General features: G+C 77.0%; 11 protein-coding genes. 10 read left to right on the top strand and 1 reads right to left on the bottom strand.

The features are described 5' to 3' along the window. The first annotated feature begins 14 nt into the window (after positions 1-14). The 10 genes from ACZ4WV_RS25295 (at position 15) to ACZ4WV_RS25340 (ending at position 11,780) form a co-directional block, all read left to right on the top strand. Positions 15-893, top strand: a complete 879-nt coding sequence (locus ACZ4WV_RS25295; RefSeq protein WP_465750430.1) for an SAF domain-containing protein — start codon at positions 15-17, stop codon at positions 891-893. Next, positions 893-2,179: a CpaE-like family protein gene (locus tag ACZ4WV_RS25300; protein ID WP_465750432.1), complete on the top strand. Its 1,287-nt coding sequence runs from the start codon at positions 893-895 to the stop codon at positions 2,177-2,179. Before ACZ4WV_RS25295 ends, ACZ4WV_RS25300 begins: the two co-directional genes overlap by 1 nt. Next, positions 2,169-3,830, top strand: a complete 1,662-nt coding sequence (locus tag ACZ4WV_RS25305; RefSeq protein ID WP_465750434.1) for a CpaF family protein — start codon at positions 2,169-2,171, stop codon at positions 3,828-3,830. Before ACZ4WV_RS25300 ends, ACZ4WV_RS25305 begins: the two co-directional genes overlap by 11 nt. Then, entirely contained in the window at positions 3,830-4,792 is a 963-nt protein-coding gene (locus tag ACZ4WV_RS25310; RefSeq protein WP_465750436.1) for a type II secretion system F family protein, read from the top strand. The genes ACZ4WV_RS25305 and ACZ4WV_RS25310 overlap by 1 nt, the downstream gene beginning before the upstream one ends. Next, positions 4,789-5,667 (top strand): serine/threonine-protein kinase, encoded by an 879-nt coding sequence (locus ACZ4WV_RS25315; RefSeq protein WP_465750438.1) that lies wholly within the window; start codon positions 4,789-4,791, stop codon positions 5,665-5,667. The genes ACZ4WV_RS25310 and ACZ4WV_RS25315 overlap by 4 nt, the downstream gene beginning before the upstream one ends. A 48-nt stretch (positions 5,668-5,715) precedes the next feature. After that, positions 5,716-6,012, top strand: a complete 297-nt coding sequence (locus ACZ4WV_RS25320; protein WP_465750440.1) for a hypothetical protein — start codon at positions 5,716-5,718, stop codon at positions 6,010-6,012. A gap of 35 nt (positions 6,013-6,047) precedes the next feature. Continuing rightward, on the top strand, positions 6,048-6,422 hold the full coding sequence (locus ACZ4WV_RS25325; protein ID WP_465750442.1) for a TadE/TadG family type IV pilus assembly protein: 375 nt from the start codon (positions 6,048-6,050) through the stop codon (positions 6,420-6,422). Beyond that, complete coding sequence (locus ACZ4WV_RS25330; protein ID WP_465750444.1) at positions 6,419-6,946, top strand: TadE/TadG family type IV pilus assembly protein; 528 nt, start codon at positions 6,419-6,421, stop codon at positions 6,944-6,946. Before ACZ4WV_RS25325 ends, ACZ4WV_RS25330 begins: the two co-directional genes overlap by 4 nt. Positions 6,947-7,128: 182 nt before the next feature. After that, positions 7,129-7,587 (top strand): hypothetical protein, encoded by a 459-nt coding sequence (locus ACZ4WV_RS25335; RefSeq protein WP_465750445.1) that lies wholly within the window; start codon positions 7,129-7,131, stop codon positions 7,585-7,587. Further along, the gene (locus ACZ4WV_RS25340) at positions 7,587-11,780 is read left to right on the top strand and encodes a LysM peptidoglycan-binding domain-containing protein (protein ID WP_465750447.1); all 4,194 of its coding nucleotides are present in this window, start codon (positions 7,587-7,589) and stop codon (positions 11,778-11,780) included. The genes ACZ4WV_RS25335 and ACZ4WV_RS25340 overlap by 1 nt, the downstream gene beginning before the upstream one ends. Before the next feature lie 61 nt (positions 11,781-11,841). Here the strand turns inward: ACZ4WV_RS25340 and ACZ4WV_RS25345 are convergent, their stop codons facing one another. Then, positions 11,842-12,369 carry an HAD domain-containing protein gene (locus tag ACZ4WV_RS25345; protein WP_465750449.1) on the bottom strand — a complete coding sequence of 176 codons (528 nt, stop codon included), beginning with the start codon at positions 12,367-12,369 and terminating at the stop codon, positions 11,842-11,844. Positions 12,370-12,763 lie beyond the last annotated feature (394 nt).

The following is a 12,763-nucleotide window of genomic DNA, read 5'->3' on the forward strand; positions in this document are numbered from 1 at the left end:
AAGGGCGGAACCCGGTGGAGAACCGTACATTCGCGACGCCGGGATCCGGCACACCCGCCGGCAGCGCGGTGTCCGTGGCACCTCCGGAGCAGCGGGAACAGGGCCGGGGCGGTGGCCATGCCGCGCCGCACGCGCCCGGGCGGACCCTGCGGGCCCGGCGGCGGCGCCCCGCGGTGCTGGCGATGGCGGTCGCGCTGATCGCGGCCGGCGGGCTGGGCGGTGCCGTCCTCTACAACAGCACCGGGCAGCGGGTCGCGGTGCTGGCGCTGGCCCGGGACGTGCCCTGGGGGCAGGTGATCACCGAGGACGACCTGGTGGTGGCCCGGATCGCGGGCGACCCGGCGCTGCGGCCGGTGGCCGCCCAGGACCGGGCCAAGGCGGTCGGCATGCGGGCCGCCACCGACCTCAAGCGCGGGGCCATGCTGACCGGTTCGGACCTGGCACAGGGGCTGTCGGTGCAGCCGGGCCAGATCGTGGTCGGGGTGTCGGCCAAGCGCACCCAGCTGCCCGCCAGCCGGCTCCAGCCCGGAGTGCAGATCGTCGTGGTCAACACCCCCGACAACGGCCGGCCCGACTCGCTGCCCGCCACGGTCATCACCGTCGGCCGGGTGGACACCGACGGCAGCCAGGTGATCGACGTGGCGGTCGGCTCGGCGGACGGGCCGCGGCTGGCGCAGTGGGTGGCCGGCGGGCGGATCCAGGTGCTGCTGGCACCGCGCGCCGTCCCCGGCGGCAGCGGAAGCACCGGCGGCACCGGCGGCGCCGGCAGTCCGGGGCCGACCGGAGCGGCCTCGCCGACCGCCCCCGCGACCGGCTCGCCGTCCGCCGGAGCGGCCACCCCGCCGACGCCGCAGGCCGGGACGGGCGCCCCCGCCGGTACCGGGGGCGCCTGATGGCGGTGATCACGGTGGTCGGCGGTCCGGGCGCGCCCGGCGCGACCACGACCGCCCTGGCGCTGCTGCTGGCCTGGCCGCTGCCGCCCGGTCGGCGGATCCTCCTGGTCGAAGCCGACCCGGACGGCGGCGCGGTGCTCGCGGGCGCCCTGGAGGGCCGCGTCGAAGCGGTGTACGGGCTGCGCAACCTCGCCGTCGCCGACCGCCGCGGGCTGCTCGCCCAGACCATCTGGGACCAGCTGATCGACCTCTCGCCCGAGGGCGACGCCGAGCGGCTGCTGCTGCCCGGCCTGACCGACCCGGCCCAGGCGCCCGGCCTCGCCTACACCTGGGAGCCGCTCGCCGAACTGCTGCACGGCATCGAGCAGCAGGGCTACGACGTCATCGTGGACCTCGGCCGCTCCGGCGCCACCGGGGCGAGCGCGGTGCTGGCCCGCCGGGCGGACGTGGTGGCGGCGACGGTCCGCACCACGCTGCGCGGGCTGAGCGCGGCGCGCCCCCGGCTCGCCGCACTCGCCGACGACCTGACCGCCGGTGGGACGGGCGCGGACGCGCTCGGGCTGCTGCTGATCGCCGAGGGCCCGTACTCGGCGGCGGAGGTCTCCCGCGAGTTCGGCCTGCCGGTGCTCGGGGTGCTGCCGCACGCCGTCCGTACCGCGCGGGTGCTCTCCGACGGCGGGGACACCACCGACCGCCGGTTCATCCGCTCGGAGCTGATGCGCACGGCGCGCTCGGCGGCCGACGAGGTGCAGGCGCTGGTGCACCGACGGCGGCAGCGGCTCGCGCCGACCGCCGCGGCCACCACGCCGATCGCGCCCGCCGCGGCCGCCGCGCCCACCGTGCCCGTGCCCGCCCCGGTGGCCGTTCCCGTGCCGGGTCCCGTTCCCGTGCCGGGGCCCGGGCCCGTGGTGCCGCCGGTGTCCGCCCCGGCCGCGTACGGGCCGCAGCTGTACGGCCAGGAGCGGTATGGGCAGGAGCCGTACAGGCAACCGTCATACGGCCAGCAGGCGTACCCGCAACCGTCGTACGGGAATCCGGTCCGCGGGCCGGGCGAGGACGAGCAGCCCGCGTACGCCCCGCCGGTGATCACCACCGGCCCGGTCGCACCGCTGGCCGGCCTGGCGCCGCACCCGGCCGCCCCCGCGCCGTTCCCGGCGCACGTCCAGTCGGCGAAACCGGACGAGGAGGACAGGCAGTACCCGCTCCAGCAGCCCGCGGCGGCGGAGCACCAGGCCAACGGACGGCCGTACCCCCACAACCCCGGGGAGGTGCTCCGTGCGCGGTAGCCCCCTGCACCAGCGCCCGACCGCCGACCCGGCCGCCCTGCCCTGGTCGACACCCACGCCCGCGTCCGCGCCCGCGCCTGCGTCCGCGCCGCCGCCCGCCGCCGCCCCGCCCCAGGCGGCGCCCGGCTACCGGCCCGGCCCGGTCACGCCCAAGCCCGTCGCCCCCGGTGGTCCCTTCAGCCACGGCGCCCCCGGCGGCGCCACCGCGCCCACCGCCGTGCCCTCCCAGCTGCCCTCGCTGGACCTGCGCGGCGCCGCCACCCGGCCGGCCGTCGACCCGCAGGTCGCGCGCGAGCTCAAGCGCCAGGTCGCGGCCGAACTGCACCAGCAGATCAGCCGGTTGACCGCCGGCTCCGGCGCCGAGCCGGACCGCGCCACCCGCCGCCAGCGCGGCCGCGCGCTGATCGAGGAGGCCGTCGCCCGCTGGTCCGACGCCTACGCCCAGACCCACGGCATCCCGCCCACCCGGGAGCAGGACCGCGCTCTCGCCGAGGCGGTGTTCGACCTGCTGTTCCGGGCCGGCCGGCTCCAGCCCTACCTCGACGACCCGGAGATCGAGAACATCCTGATCAACGGCTGTGACGACGTCTGGGTCTCCAAGGTGCACCAACCCCTGCGCCAGGTCCCGCCGGTGGCCGAGAGCGACGCCGAACTCGTCGAACTGCTCCAGGACCTGGCGCGCCAACACGGCGGCGGCGAGCGCAGCCTCTCCACCGCCAGCCCCACCCTCGCCCTGCGCCTGGAGGGCGGCATGCGCCTCCAGGCGCTCACCGAGGTGACGCCCCGCCCGTACGTGGCCATCCGACGCCACCGGGTCGCCTCGGCGACGCTCCCGGAGATGATCGAACTCGGCACGCTGGACGGCACCTTGGCCGCCTTCCTGGCCGCCGCGATCCGGGCCCGGAAGAACGTGATGATCACCGGCACCCAGGGCGTCGGCAAGACCAGCCTGCTGCGCGCGATGGCCGCCGAAATCCCCCCGGACGAGCGGATCGGCACCCTGGAGTCGGAGTTCGAACTCTGGCTGCACACCCTCGGCCACCTGCGCCAGGTCGTCCCGATGGAGGCCCGCGAGGGCAACGGCGAACGCGTCGAAGGCCGCCTCGCCGGGGAGTTGACGATCGGCGACCTCATCCCCGCCGCACTGCGCATGACGCTGTCCCGCATCATCGTCGGCGAGGTCCGCTCCGGCGAGGTCGTCCCGATGCTGCGGGTCATGACCAACGGCGAGGGCGGCTCGATGTGCACCCTGCACGCCCGCGGCCCGCACATGGTGGTCGACCGCATCGCCGAACTCTGCCTGGAGTACGGCTCGCACATGACCGACGCCCTCGCCTACCGGCTCACCGCCAACGCCCTGGACCTCATCGTGCACGTCACCATGGTCGACGAGACCGCCGTCGGCGGCCGCCGGCACCGCTTCGTCTCCCACGTCCTGGAGGTCACCGGCCTCGGCGAGAGCGGCCGGCCCGCGCTGAACACCGTCTTCGGCCCCCGGCCGGACCTCGGCGAGCCGCGCGCCGTCCCGCACACCCCGCCGCAGTGCCTGGACGACCTGCGCCGGGCCGGCTTCGACGCCTCCCTGCTCGGCTCCCGGTACGGGAGTTGGGCCGCCCCGCTGCAACTGCGGATCGGCGGTGGCGCACGGTGATGCTGCTGTTCGCCCTGTGCGGGCTGGCGGTCGCGGGCGGCCTGGTCGCCCTGGCGGTCTGGGTCCGCGGCAGCGAGCCCGCCGGCGAGGACGAGCCGGACCGCCCGGACAACCCGCTGGCCACCCGCGCCCACGTCTTCTGGTACGGCGCCCCCGGCGCGGCCTCGCCGCGGACGGCACGGCTGCGCCGCATCCAGCTGCCACTGGCGCTCACCGGCGCCCCGCTGGCCTGGCTGTTCACCGGCATCCCGCTGACCGCGCTGCTGCTGCTGCCGCTGGCCGTCTTCGGACTGCCCTGGCTGTTCGACACCACCCGCCCGGACACCCACCGGATCGAGCGCCTGGAGGCGCTGTCCGAGTGGACCCAGCGCATCGCCGACGTGCTGCTGCTCGGCGTCGGCCTCAACCAGGCCATCGTCACCAGCCGACGCACCGCCCCCGCCGCCCTGGAGGACGAGATCGGCGAACTGGCCGCCCGCCTCCAGGCCCGCTGGCGGCCCGAGGAGGCGCTGCGCGCCTTCGCCGACAGCCTGGCCGACGCCACCGCCGACAAGGTGCTCGCCGCCCTCGTGCTGCGCGCCGGGGACAGCGGCCCGGGCCTGGCCCGAGCGCTGTCCGACATGGCCGACTCGGTGCGCGAGGAGGTCCGCCAGCGCCGCACCATCGAGGCCGACCGGGCCAAGCACCGCACCACCATCCGCTGGCTGGTCGGCATCATCGTGCTGGTCGTCACCGTCGGCTCCTTCAACACCGAGTACACCCGCCCCTACGGGACCTTCCTCGGGCAGATCGTGCTCGCCGTCGTCGCCGCCCTGTTCGTCGCGATCATCGCCTGGATGCGGGCGCTGGCCTCGCACCCGCCGGTGCCCCGACTGCTCACCCCCGACCGGCGCAGCAAGAGCGGACGCCGGCCGGCCGGACCCGCCCAGCAGCCCGCCGAGCAGCTCGGGGAGGCCCGGTGATCTCCCCCTGGTCCGTCCTGGCCGGCGCCGTCGCGGCCGGCGGCCTCGCCCTGCTCATCGCCGAACTGCGCCCCGCGCCACCCGACTTGCGCCAGGCCCTGGACCGGCTGCACCGCACCCCGGCCGACCGGCCGCAGGACCCGGACGAGCGCCCGCGCTGGTACGACCGGATCGGCGAGCGCTCGCTCACCCTGCGCGGGGTGTCCATCCCGCGCCGCGAACTCGCCCTGATCGGCCGCACCCCCGCCCGGTTCATGGTCCACAAGCTGCTGTTCGCCGCACTCGGCCTGGTGCTGCCCGCCTACCTCGGGGCGATGGCCGCGTTGATGGAGGTCGGCCTGCCCTTCGCCCTGCCGCTGTCCGCCGGACCGCTGCTGGCCGGGCTGCTGTTCTTCATTCCGGACGCGATCGTGCGCGGCGAGGCCAAGGAAGCGCGCAGCGAGTACCTGCACGGCATCGCCGCGTACCTGGAACTCGTCGCCCTGGAACGCGCCGCCGACTGCGGCCCCGCCGAGGCGCTGCGTCGGGCCGCCGCGGTCGGGCAGGGCGTGGTGTTCCGCCGGATCCGCGACGCCCTGGAGCGCGCCGCCACCGACCGCCTCCCGCCCTGGGCCGGACTGGACGCCCTCGCCGAGGAGTTGGGCCTCAGCCCGCTCCAGGACGTGGCCGACATCATGCGGCTGTCCGGTACCGACGGCGCGGCCGTCTACGACACCCTTCGGGCCCGCGCCAGGGGCCTGCGCGGCGAACTGCTCGCCGAGGACCTCGCCCGCGCCAACGCCGACAGCGAGCGGATGGTGGCGCCCGGGGCCGCCCTGACCCTGCTGATGACCGTCCTGATCGTCTTCCCCGCGCTCCACCAGATGCTCAACTGAAGCCCCTGCCAGAGCAGCCGACACCACACCACACCCCGGGAGAACCCGATGACCGTACGACTCGCCCAGCTGGCCGGCCGGGTGCTGCGGCCCGTCCTGCGGCCCGTTCTGCTGCCCGTGCAGTTCGCCCTGCTGCTGTTCACGCTCCGGCTGGGTCGGCTGCGGGCCGCCCGGGCGCGCGGCGACCGCGGTGCCATCAGCATCGAACTCGCCCTCGCCATCATCGCGTTGGTGTTCGTCGCGGGCGCCGTCGCGACCGCGCTGTACCTGCTGAAGGACAAGGTCGTCACCAAGGTCGAGCAGGACCCGAACATGCCCGGTGGAGCGGGCGGCGCCACCAAGTGATCCGTCCGCCTCGCCGCCGCGGCGACCGGGGGTCGATGAGCATCAGCCTCGCCATCGTCTTCCCGGTCGTCCTGCTGCTCGTGCTGCTCGTCGTCCAGGCCTCGCTGTGGTGGTACGACCGGCAGGTCGCCCTCACCGCCGCCCGGGAGGGCGTGGACGCCGGGCGGGTGCAGGGGAACGCGACGGACGAGGTGAAGGACGCGGCCGCCCAGCGGCAGGCCCGGGACTTCCTGGACCGCCAGGGCGTGCGCTCCTACGAGGTGCGCACCGACGGCAGCACGCCCGAGACGATCCGGATCACCGTCGAGCTGACGCCTCCGCTGCTGATACCCGGGCTCACGGCGCCCAGCATCCGGCAGTACGCCGAGGCGCCGCGCGAGCGCTTCGTCCCGCCGGTGGTGACACGGTGAGCGGCGGCGGCGTGGTGCTGCGCGGGCGTGGCGGCGGGTGGGTATGGGTGTGGGGCCGGGAACGGGGCCGGGGCCTGGGTCGGGGGCCGCGGTGGCGCCCGCGCCGCCGGGACCGGGGCGGGATCGCCATCGAGGCGGCGATCGTGGTGCCGGGCGTGGTCGGGCTGGTCCTGCTGGCGATCGCGGCCGGCCGGGTGCAGACCGCGGCCGGCACGGTCGAGGCCGCCGCCCGCGCCGGGGCCCGGACCGCCTCGCTGCAGCGCAGCGCCGCCGGGATGGACCAGCCGGCCAGGGACTCCGCCCTCGCCGTGCTGCGCCAGCAGGGCGTCTCCTGCCGCAACGGTGACGTCCGGCTGGACCAGGGCGAGCTGGACCTGCCGGACGGGCCGGTCGCGACCGTCAAGGTCACCGTGGTCTGCGACGTCGAACTCGCAGACCTGCTCGGCGGGCCGTCCGGCGTGCCCGTGACGAAGCACCTCGCCGGGGAGTTCACCTCGGTGGTGGACCGCTACCGCGGCACGTGACGGCGGCACGGGAAGACGGCACGTGGCGCGCGCGGGCCGTGCCGGGCGATCGGGGGATTGGGGACCGTCCGCGCGGGGGAAACGCAAGCGGAGAGCGCTCGGGGGATGACGCAACGGCACCGAGCGGCGCCCGGTGGGGGCCGGTGGGGAGGCATCGTGCGGATCGGGGGGAGGGGATGCGAGTGCTGAACGGACTTCGGCGCCGCCGGCCGTACCGGGGCCCACGCCGCTCGGACCGGGGCGCGGTCGCCCTCTTCGTGGCCATCTGCGCGGCCTACCTCGTGCTCGTCATCGCCCTGGTGATCGACGCGGGCGGACGCCTGCGGGTCACCGAGCGCACCGACGCCTACGCCCAGGAGGCCGCCCGTGTCGGCGGGCAACAGCTCGACCAGGCGGCCGTCCTGCAGGGCAAGGGCTTCAAGGTCCAGCAGGCGTACGTCCAGCAGGCCGCCGACGCCTACCTGCGGCTGTACGGGCTGCGGGCCGGGGACGTCGAATTCTCCGGTGACGGCAAGGTCGTCACCGTCACCGTGCGGGCCGACTACCGGCCGGTCCTGCTGGGCGCCCTCGGGGAGCGGAAGGTAACGGGCAAGGGCAGTGCGACCCTCGTCCACGGAGTCGAGAAAGCGGAGACCGACTGATGGCCGCGCCACGTGCCAAGGACCAGGCCCGAACCGACCAGGCCCGTACCGCCCAGACCCGTACCGGCCGGACCGGCACCGGGCCCGGGAACGACCGGGATCGACCCGCGGGGGGCCGAACGGCGACCGGCCGCGACCGCAGCGCGCACCGGGCCGGACGCGGACGCGGCGGCGCGTTGATCGCCGCGCTCGCCGCGCTGGTCACCCTGCTCGCCCTGCTGTTCGGCGTCCCCGCGCTGCTGCTGTACGGCACCCACGCGGTCGCCTCGATGGGCGACGTCGCGCCGGGCGGCGTGGGCGAGGCGCTCACCAGTCCGGACGACGGGCGGTTGTTCCTCTGGCTGCTGGTGGTGGTCGGCTGGCTGGCCTGGGCGTGCTTCGCGCTCTCCGTCCTGCTGGAGATCCCCGCCCAGCTGCGCGGCCGGATCGCCCGCCGGATCCCGGCCTTCGGCTGGAGCCAGCGGCTGGCCGCCGGGCTGGTCGGCTCGGTGCTCGCCCTGCTGCCGGTGGCCGGTTCGGCCTTCGCCGCGGTGCCCGAGCAGGCCCACAAGCCGGCCGCCCAGGCCCAGTTGACCCCGGGCGTGCAGCGGGCCGCGCTCCCCGCCGCGCAGTCCGCGCCCGCGCTGAGCCCGGCCGCGGAGCAGCACCCCGTGTACACCGTCCGGGACAGCCGGCCGGCCGACAGCCTCTGGTCCATCGCGGAGCGCCAACTGGGCTCCGGAGAGCGGTGGGTGGAGATCGCCAAGCTCAACGACGGCCGGGTGATGGACGATTCGGGCCTCCGCTTCGACGCGGACCGGCCGATCCAGCCCGGCTGGGAGCTGCTGATGCCCGGGGACGCCAAGCCGGACGAGGCGAAGGTGCCGGCACATGCCCCGGCACAAGCCCCGGCTCCGGCCCCCGCTGCGGGCCAGGGGCAGGCCACGGCTCCCGCGCAGTCGCCGCAGTCCGGGACGGAGCCCCGGTCGGACGGGCAGAGGACCGTGACCGTCCAGCCCGGGGACAGCCTGTCGGCCATCGCCCAGCGGGAGTTGGGGGACGGCGAGGCCTGGCCGAAGCTCTTCGAGGCCAACAAGGGGGTGCAGGCACCGGACGGGGAACGGCTGACCGACCCGGACGTGCTCGAACCGGGAATGGTGCTCACCGTGCCGGGCACGGCCGCCCCGGCAGCCCAGCCCCCTTCCCCGCCCGCCCGGACGCCCGCACCGCCTGCCCAGACCCCCGCCCCCGCGCCTGCTCCGGAGCAGACGCCCGCTCCCGGGCAGGGCCCGGCCGCCCCGGCGCCGGCCGCCCAGACACCGCCCCCCGCGTCCACCCAGGCCACCCCGGCGCCCGGCACGGCGACACCGGCCGCGCCGACGCCCGCGCCCGCCCGCACACCCGCCTCCGCCCCCGCCGCGCACGCCGACCCGGCCGCCGGCAGCGACTACACCGTCGCCCTGGCCGCCTCCACCGTCGGCGTCCTGCTCGCCGCCATCATGGTCGGCACCGTCGCCCACAAGCGCGGCACCCAGCAGCGCGCCCGCCGCCCCCGGCACCGGATCGCGATGCCCGACGCCGAGGCCGCCGCCTTCGAGAACGAGCTGATGGCCCGGCAGGACCAGCCCGGCCTGGAACTGCTGGACCGCGCCCTGCGCACCCTGGCCCGCAACACCGTGCGCGGCGGCAAGCGCCTCCCGGCCATCGTCGCGGCCCGGATCACCCCCGGCCACACCGTCGAACTGCACCTGTCCGGACCGGCCACGCCCATCGCGCCGTTCCGCGCCGCGCACGCCGCCAACGTCTGGTGGTGCAGCGAGGAGTCCAGCGACCTGCTCAGCGCCGGCCAGGCCCGCAAGACCGCCGCGCCCTACCCGGCGCTGGTCACCCTCGGCACCTCGCCCGACGGCTCGGTGGTCCTCGCCGACCTGGAGGCCGTCCGGCTGCTCCACCTCTCCGGGCACCCCGACGACGCCCGCGACGTCCTGCGCACCCTGGCCATCGAACTCGCCCACAGCCCGCTGGCCGACCGGCTCCACCTGCACCTGGTGGACCTCGCCGAGGAGGTGCCGATCAGCGGCCCGGCCGCCGAGCGCGTCCACCGCCACCCCACCCTGGAGGCAGCCCTCGCCGCGCTCGGCCCGCGCACCGCCAAGGCTCGCGCCACCCTGACCGCCGCCGGGGCCTCCAGCCCGCGCGAGGCGCGCAGCCGGGGACAGGCGGACGAGTCCTGGGTGCCCGAGATCGTGCTCTGCGCCCACCAGCCCGGCGGCGACACCCCCGCCGAGCTCGGCCGACTGCTGGACGCCCGCCCGCGCACCTGCGTGGCCGTCATCACCCGTGCCCCCGAGCGGGGCACCGGCCCGGTCGCCCGCTGGACCCTGCCGACCACCGGCCAGGCCGCCGTCCCCGGCCTGCACCTGACCGTCGAACTCCAGCGGCTCGACGGACAGCAGTACGACCGGATCGCCGAGCTGCTCCGGGCCGCGGACGACACCACCCAGTACCCGGCGCCCGCCTGGACCCTGGACGGTCCCGGGCTCGGCCCGGACCCGGACGACGAGGCGGACACCGCCGAGCTGCCGTCCGCCGTACCGGTGTTGGCCGTCGTCGGCGGCCCCGCCACGGAGGCCGCCGAGGCCGGGGCGACGGGGACCACCGGAACGACCGGGACCGCCGGGACGACCGGCATGACCGGCGTGACCGGGGATGCGGCGGGCGCTGCCACCGGGCCTCGGCTGCTGCCCCGGGTCATCGGCACGGGGGCCAGCCCCTTCGCGGGAACCGACCCGGTGACGCCCGCACCCGCCCCGACTCCCGCCCCCGCGCCGGCGGGTCCGGCGCGCTTCGCCGTCAACGGGCAGGGGCGGCAGGCCGCCGGGACGGAGCAGGTCGTCGCCGGGGCGGAGCGCACCGCCGAGGCGACCGGGCAGCCCGGCGACGAGGCCACCCGCGACCTACGGCTGCCGGGCGGGCCGACCGCGACCGCGGACGTTCCGGTGGATACCGCAGCGACGGCCGAGACGCCCGAGACCGCAGAGACGGCCGAGACTGCAGAGACTGCCGAGATCGCAGAGACGGCCGAGACCGCGGGGACGCCCGAGGCGGCGGAGGCGACGCCGGCCCACGCTCCGGCGGCCGTCCTGGCCGTCCAGCCGGTCCAGCCCGTGCCACCGCTGATCCCGCCGTCGGCCGGCCAGCCCGCCCCGGCGATCGCCGAACCCGCACCGACTCACCACAGCGCGCCCGCGCCCGCCGGCGTCGACCCGCGCGTCCCGTCCCGGCCCGAGCCCGGTCCCGCCGCCGAGCGCCCGGCCACGACCGAGGGACGGCCGGAGCCGGAGGCGGAGCCCGGACCGGCCGCCGTCGCCACGGTCGCCCGGACCAGCCCCGGCCGCAGCGACAGCGACGACCTCCTCGCCATCCTCCGCTCCCCGGAGGCGCACACCCCGCGCAACGCCCCCCGGATCCGGCTGCTCGGCCCGGTCGACGTGGCCGGCACCGTCGGCACCGTCGAACCCGGCGCGCTGTCCCGGCTCACCGAGCTCGCCGTCTACCTCGCGCTGCGCCCCGGCGCCGACCACCACGCCCTCGACCACGACCTGCACCCAGGCGCCGCCCACCTGGACCCGCACCCCACGGCGGCCGACGCCAAGAGCCCGCTCCCGGCCAAACTCGCCGACCTGGCCGCCTGGTTCGGCGCCTCCGCCGAGGGCCTCGCCTACCTGGCCACCGACACCACCGACGGCTACGCCTTCGCCCCGGCCGTCACCTGCGACTGGGACGAGTTCCGCAGCCTCTACCGGCGCGGTATGCGCAGCACCAGCGCCACCGCCGACGCCGCCCTGGCGCACGCCCTGGCCCTGGTCCGCGGCGCCCCGTTCGCCGAGGCCCCGCCCGCCTCCTACGGCTGGGCCGAGGCGGAGCGCCAGGACATGATCGCCGCGATCGTCGACACCGCCCACGAACTCGCCGCCCGCCGCCTCCAGTACGGCGACCACCGCAGCGCCGAGGCCGCCGTCTTCCGCGGCCTCGCCGTCGCCCCGGACGTCGAACTGCTGCACCGGGACCTCTTCTACGCCTACGCCTCGGCCGGCGCCCGGGACCAACTCCTGCGCGCCGTCAACCGCCTGGACGCCCTGAGCCGCCGCACCGGCCGCGACCTGGACGCCGACACGGTCGCCCTGCTGCGCGACCTGCTGGCCGGCGCGTAGGGCCGCCCGCCAGCCGCCTGGTCACCCCGCCCGGTCACCCCGCCCGGTCACCCCGCCCGGGTCACCCCGCCCCGGGCGCGGCCGGACGGACGGTTCGCAGCCAGGCGTCGAGGACGGCGAAGTCGGCGTCGGTGAGGCCGACTCGGGGATCGACGCGGTGCGGCAGGGCGGGGGCGGCGGAGTGGGCCTCGACCCAGCGACGGTCGGCCGGCGAGATCTCGTCGTCCACCCAGGCGAAGGGGCGTCCGGCTGCCCAGGCGACCAGCCCGCGGGTCTTCCAGTGCAGGCCGCCGGGCTCACCGGCCTGCCCGCCCTCCGCCACCGGCCAGTGCACGACGGGCAGTTGCGGCAGTCCCAGGCGGGGCGAGAGACACTCGTTGGCCTCCTCGACCCAGGTGGTGGCCCAGACCAGTTCGCAGGGCAGGGCCAGCAGCCGAGGGCCGAGCGCCGGATCGACCCGGGCCACCAGCGGGTTGCCGGCCGCATCCGGGCCCGGGTGGACGGGGTAGCCGCCCGGGGGCGGGGCGCCGAAGGGGATGAGCGGTCCGTCGACGTCGAGGAAGAGCAGGGGCGTTCCGGGGCCGGTCATGGCCGCACGATAGCGGGTACTCCGGGCCGGGTGGCACGCCGATCGGCACCCGGCCTGGATCGGGCGTGCCGGGATCTCGTAGGGTGGCGCGCGGGACGTGGTGGCAGGCACCACGCGGACAAGGGCATCAGACGCCGCGAGAGCGGCGGGGCGGGGCGGTGACCAGAAGATGGCGGAGACGACAGCTGTTTCCGGAGGTCCCGAGCCGACCGCGGACTCGGGCCCCTGGGACGCCGTACCGCCGCCCGCACGCTTGCCCGCCGAGGAGCACCCGCCCGGGCCCGCCGCCCTGTACGAGCCGCCGCCGGCACCCCCGGTGCCGCCCGCGCCTCCGGTGCCGCCCGCGCCTCCGGTCGCGTCCGCTCCGACGGTGCCCCCCGCGCCGCCGGTCGCG

This window comes from Kitasatospora sp. NPDC029312 (assembly GCF_055569215.1).